Below are 15564 nucleotides of genomic sequence, written 5' to 3'. Positions count from 1 at the left end.
CTGACATGGCCCGTCTGGCGGGTTGGCTGGGTGCCGCACTGCGCTGGGGGCTTGGCCTGTGCGCCCTGCTGCTGGTGCTGGCGGCGCTGTATGTCAGCCTCGGCCGCGAGCTGATGCCTTGGGTTGCGGATTACCGCGCCGAGGTGGAGAGCAAGGCACAGCAGGCGCTTGGCCTGCCGCTGACCATCGGCAGCCTGGAGGGACGTTGGCACGACTTCGCGCCGGTGTTGTATGCCCATGACGTGCAGATCGGCGAAGGCGACAGCCTGGTGCGTCTGGACCAAGTGCGGGTGGTGCCGGATGTGCTGGCCAGCCTGCTGGAGCGCGAGCCACGACTCAGTGCACTGGAAGTCGAGGGGCTGCAGCTCAGCCTCAGGCAGCACGACGATGGCAGCTGGGCCCTGGAAGGCTTGCCGGCCCGCCAGCCAGGGTCGGCGCCGCTCGACCTCGGCCAGGTGCTCGGTCAGCTGAAGAAGATCGCCCGCCTGTCGCTGCACGATAGCCAGTTCACCCTCGAGCCGCTGGATGCGGCGCCAGTCAGCTTCACCTACGTCAACCTCAGCTTGCGTAGCGGCCTGCGTCAGCGCCTGGATGGCCGCCTGACCCTGCCGGATGGCCAGCCGCTGGCACTGAATCTGCGCGCCCGGCTGAACGCCAAGGCCTGGCGCCAATCCAGCGCCGAGTTGTATGTCAGCCTGCCGCAGAGCGACTGGGCGCGCTGGTTGCCGGAGAGCCTCATGCGCGGCTGGCGGCTCAAGCATCTACAGGCCGGCGGCGAACTCTGGCTGAGCGCCGCCGGAGGCCAGCTGCAACGCGGCGTGCTGCGCCTGCATGCGCCGGAGTTGACCGGCGCCTATGCCGAGCGTAAGCCAGTGACGGTGCAGGACCTGGCGCTGAACGCCTATTTCACCCGCGACCAACAGGGCTTCCAGCTGCTGTTCGATTCGCTGGCCATGAGCCTCGGCGAAAATCGCTGGGGCGAGGCGCAGTTGGGTTTGACCCAGCGTGCCGCCCGCGGCGAGGAAGGTGAGCACTGGCAGCTGAGCGCCGATCGCCTCGAGCTCGGCCCGCTGCTGCCGTTGGTGCAGGCGCTGGCGCCGTTGCCGGAAAGCGCCGCGGCCTATCTCGCCGGGCTGCAGCCGCAGGGCACCCTGCGCAACCTGCAGCTCGACTACCGGCCGCAGGCGGAGCTGGCGCAGCGCCTGCAGTTCGCCAGCAATCTCGATCACCTGGGCATCGAGGCCTATAAGGAGATTCCGGCCGCCAAGAATGTCAGCGGCAGCCTCGCCGGCGATCTTGGTCAGGGCGAACTGCGTCTGGCTACGGACAACTTCAGCCTGCACCTGCATCATCTATTTCCCCAGTCCTGGCAGTACCGCCAGGCCAATGCCCAGCTGTTCTGGCGCCTCGACGACCAGGCCTTCACCCTGCGCAGTCCCTACCTGCAACTGCTGGGTGAAGAAGGCAAGCTGGCTGGCGACATGCTCATACGTCTGATGCGCGATCCGGCTGCCGAGGACTACATGGACCTGCGGGTCGGCATGCGTGACGGCGATGCCCGCTATACCGAGAAGTACCTGCCGACCCTGTCGCCGGGCTTCAGCCCACAGTTGGCCGACTGGCTGAAGAGCGCGATCCGCGCCGGCGTCGTCGATCAGGGCTATTTCCAGTATCAGGGCTCGCTGAACAAGGGCGCCGAAGACACCGCACGCAGCATCAGCCTGTTCTTCAAGACCCATGACGCTGAGCTGGCCTTCCAGCCGGGCTGGCCGCGGTTGCGCCAGGCGCGCGGCGAGGTGTTCATCGAGGACGCTGGGGTGCGCGTGCAGCTGGCCGAAGGACGCCTGCTCGACAGCCGGGTCCACGACGTCGCCGTCGCCGTCCCGCATGTCGAGTCGGGCCAGGTGCCGCACCTGCTGCTGAACGGCGAGCTGGAGAGCAGCGTGCAGGATGGCCTGAAGATTCTTCAGGAGGCGCCGATCGGTACCGCCGCGATCTTTGCCGGCTGGCAGGGCGAGGGGCCGCTGACGGGCAAGCTCAAACTGGATATTCCGCTGTACAAGGGCCAGGCCCCGGACGTGGGGGTGGATTTCGCCACCCAGGGCGCCCGTTTGAAGCTGGCCAGTCCAGCCTTGGAGCTAAGCCAGTTGCAAGGCGCGTTCAACTTCAATAGCGCCAGTGGCCTCAGTGCGCCGGATATCCGCGCCCAGGTATTCGGTCGGCCGGTGCGGGCTAAGGCGGTGGTGGCGGGCGGCCGGGGGCGTAACCTGACACGCATCGAGGCCACCGGTCAGGTGGCACTGCAGAGCCTGACCGACTGGCTGGCGGTGAGCCAGCCGCTGCCGCTGTCCGGCAGCTTGCCATATCGGCTCGAGCTGACTTTGAGTGGTGCCGACAGTCAGCTGCGCATAGGTTCCACGCTCAAGGGGCTGGCCATCGACCTGCCGCCGCCGTTCGGCAAAGCCGCCGAGCAGGAGCGCACCGCGCAATGGCGCATGACCTTGCAAGGCGCGGAGCGGCGCTACTGGCTGGACTATGCCGACCTGGCCAGCCTGGCCGTGGCCGCTCCGGTCGGAGAACTGAGCGCCGGGCGCGGCGAGCTGCTGCTCGGCGGTGGTTCCGCCAGCTTGCCGGCCACTCAGGGCCTGCGCGTCAAGGGCCGGCTCAGCGAGCTGGATTGGGGTGCCTGGCAGGTGCTGGCCAAGCGCTACGCCAGCGGGCAGAGCGACGCGGCCAAGCAGCTGTTGAGCAGCGCCGACCTGCAGATCGACAAGTTCCAGGGGTTCGGCAGCAGCCTCGACGGCCTCAAGGTGCAACTGGCGCGCGGCAATGCCAGCTGGGCGGTGAACCTCGCCAGCAGCCAGGTCACCGGACGCCTGGTGCTGCCGGACTCCGGCGTGGCGCCGATTGCGGTCAACCTCGAGCGCCTGCGTCTGCCTGCCGCCGAGCCGAAGGCGCAAGTCGAGAAAGACGCTCCGGATCCGCTGGCGGCAGTTGACCCGCGGCAGATTCCGGCGCTGGATATCCAGATCGCCCAGGTCCTGCAGGGCGACAGCCCGCTGGGCGCCTGGGCGCTGAAGGCCCGCCCGACGCCCAAGGGGGTCGCCTTCAATGAGCTGAATCTCAACCTCAAGGGTCTGCAGGTCAGCGGCAGTGCCGGCTGGGAGGGCGAGCCGGGGGCGACCAGCAGCTGGTACAAGGGCCGGGTCAAGGGGGGCAACCTTGCCGATGTGCTGCAGGCGTGGAACTTCGCCCCCAACGTCACCAGCCAGAGTTTCCGCCTGGATGCAGACGGTCGCTGGCCCGGCTCGCCGGCTTGGATCAGCCTCAAGCGCTTTTCCGGCAGCCTCGATCCCAACCTGCGCAAGGGCCAGTTCGTCGAAGTGGAAGGCGGCGCCCAGGCACTGCGGGTGTTCGGGCTGCTCAACTTCAACTCGATCGGCCGCCGGCTGCGCCTGGACTTCTCCGATATCCTCGGCAAGGGCCTGAGCTATGACCGGGTGGAAGGCCTGCTGGTGGGCAGCGAGGGCGTCTATGTGACCCGCGAGCCGGTGAAACTCACCGGCCCGTCGAGCAATCTGGAGCTGGATGGCACGCTGGACATGGCCAATGACCGGGTCAACGCCAAGCTGCTGGTGACCCTGCCGCTCACCAACAACCTGCCGCTGGCCGCCTTGATCGTCGGCGCCCCGGCCATCGGCGGTGCGCTGTTCGTGGTCGACAAGCTGCTGGGCAACCGGGTCGCGCGCTTCGCCAGCGTGCAGTACGGCGTCACCGGTTCCTGGCAGAATCCCAAGATCAGTTTCCAGAAACCGTTCGAAAAACCCCGTTAGCCCCACGCCGTACGCGATGGGTTAGCATGCAGGCAGGCCTTTTCGGGAGTGCGTTATGTCCGTCGCGGTGATCCAACTGGTCAGCCAGGACGATATCCTCGCCAATCTCGCCAGTGCCCGCCGTCTGCTCGAGCGGGCCGCCGCCGCCGGCGCACGGCTGGCGGTGCTGCCGGAGAACTTCGCCGCCATGGGCCGCCGCGACCTGGCCGCCATCGGTCGCGCCGAAGCGGAGGGGCAAGGGCCGATCCTGCCCTGGTTGCAGCAGGCGGCGCGCGACCTCAAGTTATGGATAGTCGCCGGCACCCTGCCGTTGCCGCCGGATGACCAGCCGCAGGCGCGGGCGCATGCCTGCTCGCTGTTGGTCGACGAACACGGCGAGCGGGTGGCGCGCTATGACAAACTGCACCTGTTCGATGTGGACGTCGCCGACCATCGCGGCCGCTATCGCGAGTCGGACGACTATGCCCTAGGCGCCCGCGTCGTGGTGGCGGACACCCCGGTCGGCCGGTTGGGCCTGAGCGTCTGCTACGACCTGCGCTTTCCGGAGCTGTACACCGCCTTGCGCGAGGCGGGCGCCGAGCTGATCAGCGTACCCTCGGCGTTCACCGCGGTGACCGGTGCGGCGCATTGGGAAGTGCTGGTGCGCGCGCGGGCGATCGAGACCCAGTGCTATGTGCTGGCGGCCGGCCAGGGTGGCGTGCACCCCGGTCCGCGCGAAACCCATGGGCATTCGGCGATCGTCGACCCCTGGGGGCGGATCCTCGCCGAGCAGGCGCAGGGCGAGGCGCTGCTGTTGGCCGAACGCGATGCCGGCGAGCAGGCGGCGATCCGCCAGCGCATGCCGGTGGCCCGACACCGACGATTTTTTCCAGCGGCCGAGCCCCGGCTGCCAGGTTTGGAGTAGTTATGAGCGATCTGTTGTTATCCGTCAGCGACCAGCTGCTGGCCCCGGGTGAGCTGAGCATCGAGGCGCTGCCGGCGCTGCTCGGTGAGCTGGCCGGCCCCGGCATCGACGCCGCCGACCTGTATTTCCAGCGTCAGGTCTCGGAGACCTGGGTGCTGGAGGATGGCATCGTCAAGGAAGGCAGCTTCAACCTCGACCAGGGCGTCGGCGTGCGTGCCCAGTCCGGCGAGAAGACCGGCTTCGCCTACAGCAATGCGATTCACCGCGAGGCCCTGGGCCAGGCAGCGCAGGCCGCGCGCTCGATCGCCCGCGCCGGCCAGCAGGGCAGGGTGCAGGCCTTCGCCGGCGCCGCGGCCGCGCCGCTGTATGCCGCCGACAACCCGCTGGAGGTGCTCAGCCGGGCGGAGAAGGTCGAGCTGCTCAAGCGCGTGGATGCCGCCACCCGCGCCCTCGATCCGCGCATCAAGCAGGTCACGGTGAGCCTGGCCGGGGTCTGGGAACACATCCTGGTGGCCGCCACGGACGGTAGTCTGGGCGCCGATATCCGCCCGCTGGTGCGCTTCAACGTCAGCGTCATCGTCGAGCAGAACGGCCGTCGTGAGCGCGGTGGCCAGGGCGGCGGCGGGCGTACCGATTACCGGTACTTTTTGCAGAAAAACGGCCTCAACGAAGACCGCGCCATGGGCTATGCCCGTGAGGCGCTGCGTCAGGCATTGGTCAATCTCGAGGCGGTTCCCGCGCCGGCCGGTACCCTGCCGGTGGTGATGGGCGCCGGCTGGTCCGGGGTGCTGTTGCACGAGGCGGTCGGCCATGGTCTGGAAGGCGACTTCAACCGCAAAGGCAGTTCCGCCTACAGCGGACGGATCGGCGAGCAGGTGGCATCGAGCCTGTGCACCATAGTCGATGACGGCACCCTGGCCGAACGCCGCGGTTCGCTGAGCATGGACGACGAGGGCACGCCGACCCAGTGCACCACGCTGATCGAGAACGGCGTGCTCAAGGGCTATATGCAGGACAAGCTGAACGCCCGCCTGATGGGCGTGGCGCGCACCGGCAACGGCCGCCGCGAATCCTATGCGCATCTGCCGATGCCGCGCATGACCAATACCTACATGCTGGCCGGGCAGAGCGAGCCAGAAGAGATCATCCGTTCGGTGAAGCGTGGTCTGTACTGCGCCAACCTCGGCGGTGGCCAGGTGGACATCACCAGCGGCAAGTTCGTGTTTTCCACCAGCGAGGCCTATTTGATCGAGGACGGCAGGATCACCGCGCCGGTCAAGGGCGCGACCCTGATCGGCAATGGTCCGGAGGCGATGAGCCGGGTGTCGATGGTCGGCAACGACCTGGCCCTGGACAGCGGCGTCGGCACCTGCGGCAAGGACGGCCAGTCGGTGCCGGTGGGCGTTGGCCAGCCGACCCTGAAGATCGATGCGATCACCGTCGGCGGAACCGGGTCGTAGAGAGGGCTGAGCTTGTAGGATGGGTTGGGCGCAGCGATACCCATCGCGTGGGTTACGCCGCGTCGCGGCTAACCCACCCTACGGATGAGATTCAGCGCAAGCCGCGCTGAGCCTCATCCAGCTCACGGATGTATTTGAAGATCTTGCGCAAGGCGGCTGGCGGCTTGTTGCGCGCTGCCTCGTGCTGGGCATGGCGGATCAGCCCGCGCAGGTGTTGGCGGTCGGTCTCGGGATAATCGGCGACGAAGCGCTCCAGCGCCTCGTCGCCTTCCGCGATCAGCCGGTCACGCCAGCGCTCGAGGGCGTGGAAACGTTCGTTGTACTGGCGGGTGGAGGCGTCGAGCTGGTCGATCAGGGCGAGAATCGCCTCGATATCCTGTTCGCGCATCAGCTTGCCGATGAACTGGATATGCCGTTTGCGCGCGACATTGGCGGTGTGCTTCGGCGCTTCGGCCAGGGCGCGACGCAGGGCGTCGGTCAGTGGCAGTTTGGCGAGCAGGTCGGGCTTGAGCGTGATCAGGCGCTCGCCGAGGTCCTGCAGAGCATGCAGTTCGCGCTTGACCTGGGATTTGCTTTTCTCGCCAGAAAAGTCGTCGTCGAGATAGTCAGACATGGGGGTAGTCCAGTGGAAAACGCCGCCATGATAACCAGTCCAGGGCCGGCGGTCTTGGCTGAATGAAAGTACCGAATCGAGTGGAGTGCAGTATGAGTGCAATTGAAGGTGTCGGCCCACAGGCGCTGCCGCAGCTGCAGGAGCAGGTCGAGCAGATCATCGCCGAAGCCAAGCGTCAGGGTGCCAGCGCTTGCGAGGTGGCAGTCTCGGTGGATCAGGGGCTGTCCACTTCGGTGCGCGAAGGTGAAGTGGAAACGGTCGAGTTCAACCGCGACCAGGGCTTCGGCATCACCCTCTATGTCGGCCAGCGCAAGGGCTCGGCGAGCACTTCGGCGACCGGCGCCGAGGCGATTCGGGATACCGTGGCCGCCGCCCTGGCCATCGCCAAGCACACCTCGGAAGACGAGTGCGCCGGCCTGGCCGCGCCTGAGCTGATGGCGCGCGAGTTGCCCGAGCTGGATCTCTACCATCCCTGGGCCATCAGCCCCGAGCAGGCCATCGAACTGGCCCTGAACTGCGAGGCCGAGGCCTTCGCCACCGATGCGCGGATCAGCAAGGCCGACGGTACTTCGCTGAGTACCCATCAGGGTTGCCGGGTGTACGGCAACAGCCACGGCTTCATCGGCGGTTACGCCAGCACCCGGCACAGCTTGAGCTGCGTGATGATCGCCGGCAGCGAGGCGCAGATGCAGCGCGACTACTGGTACGACGTCAACCGCATCGGCACTCAGCTGGCCGATGCCAGCAGCATCGGCCGCCGCGCCGCCGAACGCACGGTGCGGCGCCTCGGTGCACGACCGGTGCCGACCTGCGAGGTGCCGGTGCTGTTCAGTGCCGAGCTGGCCGGCGGGCTGTTCGGCCATTTTCTCGCGGCGATCTCCGGCGGCAACCTCTATCGCCAGTCGTCCTTCCTCGAAGGCAGCCTGGGCCAGCAGCTGTTCCCTAGCTGGCTGTCCCTCGACGAGCGCCCGCACATCCCGCGCGCACTGGGCAGTGCCAGCTTCGATGGCGATGGCCTGGCGACCTATGACAAGCACTTCGTCGAGCAGGGCGTGCTGCGTTCCTACATCCTCGGCACCTATTCCGGGCGCAAGCTCGGCCTGCCCAGCACGGCCAACGCCGGTGGCGTGCACAACCTGTTCGTCAGCCATGGCGACGAGGACCAGGCCGCGCTGCTCAAGCGCATGGGCCGCGGCTTGCTGGTCACCGAACTGATGGGTCAGGGGCTGAATCTGGTGACCGGCGACTACTCGCGCGGCGCCGGCGGCTATTGGGTGGAGAACGGCGAAATCCAGTTCCCGGTGCAGGAGGTGACCATCGCCGGCAACCTACGCGAGATGTTCCAGCAGATCGTGGCGGTGGGCGGCGATCTCGAGCTGCGCGGCAATATCCGCAGCGGCTCGGTGCTGATCGAGCGGATGACGGTGGCCGGCAGCTAAGCCGGCGCCATGAAAAAGGGGCTGCACAGCTAGGCTGGCAGCCCCTTTTTCATTGGCTGCGCTTACTCGCCTTCGTCAAACCTGTTGTTGATCAGCTCGATCAACGCATTCAGCGCCTCGTTTTCCTGCTCGCCCTCGGTGTGCAGGTGAATGCCGGTGCCCTTGCCGGCGGCCAACATCATCACCGACATGATGCTTTTGCCATCGACGCAGCTTTCCGGGCTGCGGCCGATGCGCACCCGACACGGGAAGCGGCCCGCGACGCCGACGAACTTGGCGGCGGCGCGGGCGTGCAGGCCGAGCTTGTTGATGATGGTGATTTCGCAGGCAGGCATCGCGGTAAGAATCCTTAGCTGAGGTCGCGGTGGCGAACCTGGACATTCTTCAGAGGCTGTTTGAGGGCTTGGCCGAGGCGCTCGGCCAGGTACACCGAGCGATGATGGCCGCCGGTGCAACCAATGGCGATCGTCACATAGGCACGATTGCTGGCGGCGAAGCGCGGCAACCATTTGTTCAGGTAGGCGAGGATGTCTTGGTACATCTCTTCGACGTCCGGCTGCGCCGTCAGGTAGTCGACCACCGGTTGCTCCAATCCTGAATGGTCGCGCAGTTCGGGCTTCCAGTAGGGATTGGGCAGGCAGCGCACGTCGAACACCAGGTCGGCGTCCACCGGCATGCCGCGCTTGAAACCGAAGGATTCGACCAGGAAGGCCGTACCCGGTTCGGGTTTGTTCAGCAGGCGCAGCTTGAGGGTGTCGCGTAGCTGATAGAGGTTGAGATGGGTGGTGTCGATCTTCAGATCGGCGAGGTCGGCGATCGGCCCCAGCAGGTTGGCCTCATCCGCGATCGCCTCGGCCAGCGGCCGATTCTCGTTGGTCAGCGGGTGGCGCCGGCGGGTCTCGGAGAAGCGCTTGAGCAGGGTGGCGTCGTCGGCGTCGAGGTACAACACGTCGCAGTTGATATGGCGGGCGCGCACCTCGGCGAGCAGTTCGGGGAAGCGCTTGAGCTGGCTGGGCAGGTTGCGCGCATCGATCGACACGGCCACCAGCGGTTCGAGCAGCTCGGTGTGCAGCAGGGCGCGTTCGGCGAGTTCCGGCAGCAAGGTGGCCGGCAGGTTGTCGATGCAGTAGAAGCCGTTGTCCTCAAGGACATCGAGGGCGGTGCTCTTGCCTGAGCCGGAGCGGCCGCTGACGATGATCAAGCGCATGAGGAGACTTCCTTAGGAACCGTTCTGAACGTCCACAACGACCTGATACAGGCTGTCGCTGCTCTGGGCATGGCGCAGGCGCTCACGTACGTCGCTGCGGTCCAGCATGCTGGCGATCTGCCGCAGCAATTCCAGGTGTTCGTCGGTGGCCGCTTCCGGTACCAGCAGGACGAACAGCAGGTCCACCGGTGCGCCGTCGATGGCATCGAAGTCGACCGGGGCTTCCAGGCGCAGCAGCGCGCTGATTGGCGCGGCACAGCCCGGCAGGCGGCAGTGGGGGATGGCGATGCCGTTGCCGAAACCGGTCGAGCCGAGTTTTTCGCGGGCCACCAGGCTTTCGAAAATATCTTGGCCATCGAGGTCGGGCAATTCGCGGGCGACCAAGTTGGCGATTTGTTCCAGTACACGTTTTTTACTGCCGCCCGGCACGTTCACCAGGGAACGGCCGGGGGTCAGGATGTGCTCGAGTCGAATCATGGGTAGGGAATGGTGTCAGCGCGCCGGGGCGCCTTGCAGGCGACCCTGCTGCTTTTCCTTGTGCTTGATGAGTTGGCGGTCGAGCTTGTCGGTGAGTAGATCGATTGCTGCGTACATGTCTTCGTGTTCGGCATTGGCGACGACTTCGCCGCCGGCGATGTGCAGGGTCGCTTCGATTTTCTGTCTGAGCTTCTCGACCGTCATGGTGACCTGCACGTTGGTGATTTTGTCGAAGTGGCGCTCCAGTCGTCCGAGTTTTTCGCCGACATAGTCGCGTAGGGTGTCGGTCACATCCAGTTGATGTCCACTGATGTTGACTTGCATACCGCGTTCTCCTTATTGCCGTGTGTAAAAACAGGCTAACGGGCCTGTCACCGGAACACTTTGGCCTGGATCAATGTTGCCGTCACATCAGTCGCTTGCGTTCGCTGGAAGGCGCTATTCCGAGGGATTCACGGTATTTGGCGACGGTGCGACGGGCTACTTGAATGCCCTGTGCTTCCAGTAAACCAGCGATCTTGCTGTCGCTCAACGGCTTTTTCGCATTTTCCGCAGCGACCAGTTTTTTGATGATCGCGCGGATTGCGGTGGAGGAGCATTCGCCGCCTTCGGCGGTGCTGACGTGGCTGGAGAAGAAGTATTTCAACTCGTAAATGCCACGCGGCGTGTGCATGAATTTCTGCGTGGTGACCCGGGAAATGGTCGATTCGTGCATGCCCACGGCTTCGGCGATGTCGTGCAGCACCAGCGGCTTCATCGCCTCGTCGCCATAGTCGAGGAAGCCACGCTGATGTTCGACGATCTGGGTGGCGACCTTCATCAGCGTCTCGTTGCGACTTTGCAGGCTCTTGATGAACCAGCGTGCTTCCTGCAGCTGATTGCGCATGAAGGTGTTGTCGGCGCTGGCATCGGCGCGGCGCACGAAACTGGCGTATTGCGGGTTGACCCGCAGGCGCGGCATGGCTTCCTGGTTCAGCTCCACCAGCCAGCGGTCGTTATGTTTGCGCACAATGACGTCGGGCACCACGTATTCCGCCTCGCTCGACTCGATCTGCGAGCCGGGGCGCGGGTTGAGGCTCTGGATCAGCTCGATGACCTGACGCAGCTCGTCTTCCTTGAGGCGCATGCGGCGCATCAACTGGCTGTAGTCGCGGCCGCCGAGCAGGTCGAGGTAGTCGCCGGCCAGGCGCTGGGCCTCGCTCAGCCAGGGGGTCTTGGCCGACAGCTGGCGTAGTTGCAGGAGCAGGCATTCGCGCAGGTCGCGCGCGCCGATGCCGGCCGGCTCGAATTGCTGGATGCGATGCAGCACCGCTTCCACTTCGTCCAGTTCGATGTCCAGCTCCGGGTCGAAGGCTTCGAGCACTTCCTGCAGGCTTTCCTCCAGATAGCCCTGGTCGTTGATGCAGTCGATCAGGGTGACGGCGATCAGGCGGTCCTTGTCGGACATCGGCGCCAGGTTGAGCTGCCACAATAAGTGGGTTTGCAGGCTTTCGCCGGACGAGGTGCGGGTGGTGAAGTCCCACTCGTCATCATCGTTGCTGGGCAGGCTGCTGGCGCTGGTCTGGTAGATGTCTTCCCAGGCGGTGTCGACGGGCAGTTCGCTGGGGATGCGTTCGTTCCATTCGCCTTCCTCCAAGTTGTCGACCGATGAGTTGACTTCCTGGTAGCTGCTTTCCGCGAAGGACTCGCTCTGCTCGGCGGGAGCACTCGGAGTGTCGGCGCCATCGGCCAGTGGATCGGCATTGTCGAAGTCGTCGCCATCTTCCTGGCGTTCGAGCATCGGGTTCGATTCCAGGGCTTCCTGAATCTCTTGTTGCAGATCCAGGGTCGACAGCTGGAGGAGGCGGATGGCTTGTTGCAGCTGCGGTGTCATCGTCAGCTGCTGGCCCATCTTAAGGACTAGCGATGGTTTCATGGCAGAGGGCTTAGTACCTTATTCGCCGGCGCCGAGGCGCCATCCACTACGGGGCGCCGGGGTGCCGTCAGGAAGCAAATTATATGCCTGATCCTTAGGCGTTTTCCTAGTCTACTGCCGCCTTGTCGCGCACCGGCCGTACTACAGGCGGAATTCGTGACCCAGGTAGACTTCTTTCACCAATTGGTTGGCCAGGATCGTCTCGGCATCGCCCTCGGCGATCAATTGGCCATCGTTGACGATGTAGGCCGTCTCACAGATATCCAGGGTTTCCCGTACGTTGTGATCGGTGATCAGGACGCCAATGCCTTTGGCCTTGAGGTGGTGGATGATCTGCTTGATGTCGCCAACCGAAATGGGGTCGACGCCGGCAAAGGGTTCGTCGAGGAGGATGAACTTCGGGGCGGTGGCCAGGGCGCGGGCAATTTCTACGCGCCGGCGCTCGCCGCCAGACAGGCTCATGCCGAGGTTGTCGCGGATATGGCTGATGTGGAATTCCTGCAGCAGGTTTTCCAACTCCTTGCGTCGTCCGGCGCGGTCGAGGTCCTGGCGGGTTTCTAGGATCGCCATGATGTTGTCGGCGACTGACAGCTTGCGAAAAATCGAGGCTTCCTGCGGCAGGTAGCCAATCCCGGCGCGTGCGCGGCCATGCATGGGCAGGTGGGTGACGTCCTGTTGATCGATGCGCACACGGCCCTGATCGGCGCCGACCAGGCCGACGATCATGTAGAAGCAGGTGGTCTTGCCGGCGCCGTTGGGGCCGAGCAGGCCGACGATCTGCCCACTTTCGATCGACAGGCTGACGTCGCGGACAACCTGGCGGCCTTTGTAGCTTTTTGCCAGGTGCTGGGCTTTCAGGGTGGCCATTACTGCGGCGCCTGCTGGTCGGCGGGTTTTTTCTTCGGTTGGATGACCATGTCGATGCGCGGGCGCGGGGTGGTCACGTTGGTGCCCGTGGCGCGGCCGGCGTTGACGATCTGGCGCTGGGTGTCATAGACGATCTTCTCGCCCTCGAAGGTGTTGCCTTCCTGAATCACCTTGGCCTGGTCGATCAGGACGATGCGGTCCTTGCTGGCGAAGTACTGGATGGTCAGGCCATAGGCCTTGACGATTTCCTTGTCGACCTCCGGTTTCTGCTCGTAGTAGGCCGGTTTGCCCACCGAGGTGAACACGTCGATGTCGCCTTCGGCGGTCTGGGTGATGGTCACCGTGTCGCCGGTGATCTTCATGCTGCCCTGAGTGATGATCACGCCGCCACGGTACACCGCGACGCCTTGCTTGTCGTCCAACTCGGCGCTGTCGGCCTGCACGCGGATCGGCTGTTCGCGGTCGGTCGGTAGTGCCCAGGCGCTGGTGCTCGCAATGGTGGCACCCAGGCTGAAGAGCAGGGGCAGGGTGCGGAGGGAGAACTGGTTAACGAACCTCATGCTGGCCTCTTACGTTGGACAGCAGGAGCACCCGGCTGTCTTTCAAATACGCTTTCATTCCATTAGCCGTGGTCACCCCGTTGGCGGCCTCGATTCTAACGGCTTGCTGGGTCTGCGCATATTCCTTGTCGGGGAACACGGTCATGCGGCTGGTGGTAATGATGGTCGGGCGACCCTTAGCGTCGGTGCGTTCGACGCGTACGGCATCGATCAGTTCGACCTCCTGACCGTTGGGTGACACTTCGGCGCGCTCGCTGCGCACGTGCCAGGGCAATGGCGTGCCACGGTAGAGTTGCAGGTCCGGCTGGGACACTAGGCTGACATCGCTAGCCTTGAGGTGCTCGATCTTGGTCCCGGTCATCTCGTAATGCAGTTTGCCGTCGGCCTGATACTGCACGGTGCGGGCGTTGACCGCATAGAAGTCGATGGCGGTGTCGGCGCCGGTGTTGGCCACCTTGTCGTTTTCCGGGGCGATGTTCCAGTAGCCAAGCGCCACCAGCAGTGCGGCGGCGAGGCCAAAGAACAGGGTGAGAAGCAGTTTGCGCAGCATGCTCGGCTCTACAGGTAGGCGGCTTGGGCAGCATCCAGGCTGCCTTGGGCGCACATGATCAGTTCGCAAAACTCACGGGCCGCGCCTTCGCCGCCGCGTGCCTGGGTGACGCCGTGGGCGTGTTCGCGGACGAAGCGGTCGGCGCTGGCTACCGCCATACCTAGGCCGACGCGGCGAATCACCGGCAGGTCCGGCAAGTCGTCGCCCAGGTAGGCCACTTGCTCATACTTTAGGCCGAGTTCACCGAGCAGTTCGTCGAGTACCACCAGTTTGTCTTCGCGGCCTTGGTAGAGGTGTTGAATCCCCAGGTTCTGTGCGCGGCGTTCGACCACCGGGGTTTTGCGTCCGCTGATGATGGCGGTGCGCACCCCGGAGTTGATCAGCATCTTGATGCCATGGCCGTCGAGGGTGTTGAAGGTCTTGAATTCGCTGCCGTCGGTGAGGAAGTACAGACGGCCGTCGGTCAGTACGCCGTCGACATCGAAGATCGCCAACTTGATCGCGCGGGCGCGTTGCAGCAGTTCGTCGCTCATCACATCACTCCGGCGCGCAGCAGGTCATGCATATTCAGGGCGCCAATCGGTCGATCCTGCGCGTCGACCACCACCAGTGCACTGATCTTGTGGTCTTCCATGATTTTCAGCGCCTCGGCGGCGAGCATTTCCGCGCGTGCGGTCTTGCCGTGCGGGGTCATGACACTGTCGATGGTTGCCTGGCGGATGTCGATGCCGCGGTCGAGGGCGCGGCGCAGGTCGCCATCGGTGAAGATTCCAGCGAGATGACCGTCGCTCTCGACTATGGCGGTCATGCCCAGGCCTTTCTCGGTCATCTCCAGGAGGGCGACCTTCAGTGCCGTGCCGCGTTGCACCTGCGGCAAGTCGCTGCCGGCATGCATGACGTTTTCCACCTTCAGCAGCAGGCGTCGGCCCAGCGCGCCGCCCGGGTGCGAGAAGGCGAAGTCCTCGGCGGTAAAGCCGCGCGCCTCCAGCAGGGCGATGGCCAGAGCGTCGCCGAGCACCAGGGCGGCGGTGGTCGACGACGTCGGCGCTAGGTTCAGCGGGCAGGCTTCCTGCGGGACGCGGGCGTCGAGGTTGGCCTCGGCGGCCTTGGCCAGCGGCGAGTCGGGGTTGCCGGTCATGCTGATCAGAGTGATGCCGAGGCGCTTGATCAGTGGCAGCAGGGTGACGATTTCCGCCGTCGAGCCGGAGTTGGACAGGGCCAGCACCAAATCGTCACGGGTGATCATGCCCATGTCGCCATGGCTAGCTTCGGCCGGGTGGACGAAGAAGGCGGTGGTGCCGGTGCTGGCCAGGGTGGCGGCGATCTTGTTGCCGATGTGCCCGGACTTGCCCATGCCGACCACGACCACGCGGCCCTTGCAGGCGAGAATCAACTCGCAGGCGCGCACGAAATTGGCGTCGATACGTGGCAGCAGGCCCTCTACCGCCTCGAGTTCCAGGCGGATGGTGCGCTGTGCGGACTGGATCAGGTCACTGGGGTGCGTCATGGGAATCGTTGCGCTGGCCGGGTGAAAGGGTGGCGATTATAGCGGCAAAGGGCAAATCACTCACCTGAGCTTTGCATCTGCGGTTGGCAGCGCGCTCACAATGCCGGCGCGAGCGGTTTCGCGCTTGGGTGCCAGCAGGCGCAATGCTATAGTGCGCGGCCTATTCGGCCCGTCCAGTCAGCGCGATTTTCTTTCGGGGCGCTGGCATCTGAACGGGAAGGCTGCATCGCAA

Annotated in this window: 15 protein-coding genes; 4 read left to right on the top strand and 11 right to left on the bottom strand. The window is 65.1% G+C overall.

Annotation, left to right across the window (positions count from 1 at the left end):
* Positions 1-5: 5 nt before the first annotated feature.
* From D3880_RS18590 to tldD, 3 genes are read left to right on the top strand one after another with little or no spacing between them, the layout of a single operon-like run.
* The gene (locus tag D3880_RS18590; RefSeq protein ID WP_119894903.1) at positions 6-3833 is read left to right on the top strand and encodes a YhdP family protein; all 3828 of its coding nucleotides are present in this window, start codon (positions 6-8) and stop codon (positions 3831-3833) included.
* Between the two features lie 55 nt (positions 3834-3888).
* Positions 3889-4737: a carbon-nitrogen hydrolase family protein gene (locus D3880_RS18585; RefSeq protein ID WP_119894902.1), complete on the top strand. Its 849-nt coding sequence runs from the start codon at positions 3889-3891 to the stop codon at positions 4735-4737.
* A 2-nt stretch (positions 4738-4739) separates the two neighbouring features.
* A complete protein-coding gene (tldD, locus tag D3880_RS18580) occupies positions 4740-6197 on the top strand; it encodes a metalloprotease TldD (protein ID WP_119894901.1) in 1458 nt (485 codons plus the stop codon).
* 91 nt (positions 6198-6288) lie between these two features.
* Here the strand turns inward: tldD and yjgA are convergent, their stop codons facing one another.
* Positions 6289-6810, bottom strand: coding sequence for a ribosome biogenesis factor YjgA (gene yjgA, locus D3880_RS18575; RefSeq protein WP_119894900.1), 522 nt, complete (start codon positions 6808-6810; stop codon positions 6289-6291).
* A 92-nt stretch (positions 6811-6902) separates the two neighbouring features.
* On the opposite strand from yjgA, the gene pmbA reads away from it, so the two are divergent.
* Positions 6903-8249, top strand: coding sequence for a metalloprotease PmbA (gene pmbA / locus D3880_RS18570; RefSeq protein WP_119894899.1), 1347 nt, complete (start codon positions 6903-6905; stop codon positions 8247-8249).
* A gap of 62 nt (positions 8250-8311) precedes the next feature.
* Here the strand turns inward: pmbA and D3880_RS18565 are convergent, their stop codons facing one another.
* The 10 genes from D3880_RS18565 to D3880_RS18520 form a co-directional block, all read right to left on the bottom strand.
* Complete coding sequence (locus D3880_RS18565) at positions 8312-8584, bottom strand: HPr family phosphocarrier protein (protein ID WP_119894898.1); 273 nt, start codon at positions 8582-8584, stop codon at positions 8312-8314.
* A 14-nt stretch (positions 8585-8598) separates the two neighbouring features.
* Positions 8599-9456 (bottom strand): RNase adapter RapZ, encoded by an 858-nt coding sequence (gene rapZ, locus D3880_RS18560; RefSeq protein WP_119894897.1) that lies wholly within the window; start codon positions 9454-9456, stop codon positions 8599-8601.
* 12 nt (positions 9457-9468) lie between these two features.
* On the bottom strand, positions 9469-9933 hold the full coding sequence (ptsN, locus tag D3880_RS18555; RefSeq protein WP_119894896.1) for a PTS IIA-like nitrogen regulatory protein PtsN: 465 nt from the start codon (positions 9931-9933) through the stop codon (positions 9469-9471).
* A gap of 15 nt (positions 9934-9948) precedes the next feature.
* Positions 9949-10257, bottom strand: a complete 309-nt coding sequence (hpf, locus tag D3880_RS18550) for a ribosome hibernation-promoting factor, HPF/YfiA family (RefSeq protein WP_119894895.1) — start codon at positions 10255-10257, stop codon at positions 9949-9951.
* Positions 10258-10339: 82 nt separating this feature from the next.
* Positions 10340-11848, bottom strand: coding sequence for an RNA polymerase factor sigma-54 (locus D3880_RS18545; protein ID WP_119894894.1), 1509 nt, complete (start codon positions 11846-11848; stop codon positions 10340-10342).
* A gap of 141 nt (positions 11849-11989) precedes the next feature.
* Complete coding sequence (gene lptB / locus D3880_RS18540) at positions 11990-12715, bottom strand: LPS export ABC transporter ATP-binding protein (protein ID WP_119894893.1); 726 nt, start codon at positions 12713-12715, stop codon at positions 11990-11992.
* Positions 12715-13275 (bottom strand): lipopolysaccharide transport periplasmic protein LptA, encoded by a 561-nt coding sequence (gene lptA / locus D3880_RS18535; protein WP_119894892.1) that lies wholly within the window; start codon positions 13273-13275, stop codon positions 12715-12717. The genes lptB and lptA overlap by 1 nt, the downstream gene beginning before the upstream one ends.
* Entirely contained in the window at positions 13262-13825 is a 564-nt protein-coding gene (gene lptC / locus D3880_RS18530; RefSeq protein WP_119894891.1) for an LPS export ABC transporter periplasmic protein LptC, read from the bottom strand. The genes lptA and lptC overlap by 14 nt, the downstream gene beginning before the upstream one ends.
* A gap of 8 nt (positions 13826-13833) precedes the next feature.
* Positions 13834-14358 carry a KdsC family phosphatase gene (locus D3880_RS18525; protein WP_119894890.1) on the bottom strand — a complete coding sequence of 175 codons (525 nt, stop codon included), beginning with the start codon at positions 14356-14358 and terminating at the stop codon, positions 13834-13836.
* Positions 14358-15332, bottom strand: coding sequence for a KpsF/GutQ family sugar-phosphate isomerase (locus D3880_RS18520; protein WP_119894889.1), 975 nt, complete (start codon positions 15330-15332; stop codon positions 14358-14360). The genes D3880_RS18525 and D3880_RS18520 overlap by 1 nt, the downstream gene beginning before the upstream one ends.
* Between the last annotated feature and the right edge of the window lie 232 nt (positions 15333-15564).

The organism is Pseudomonas cavernae, from assembly GCF_003595175.1.
Classification (GTDB): Bacteria; Pseudomonadota; Gammaproteobacteria; order Pseudomonadales; family Pseudomonadaceae; genus Aquipseudomonas; species Aquipseudomonas cavernae.
Note: the sequence above shows the minus strand (reverse complement) of the source record. Positions and strands in the feature narration are given on the sequence as shown.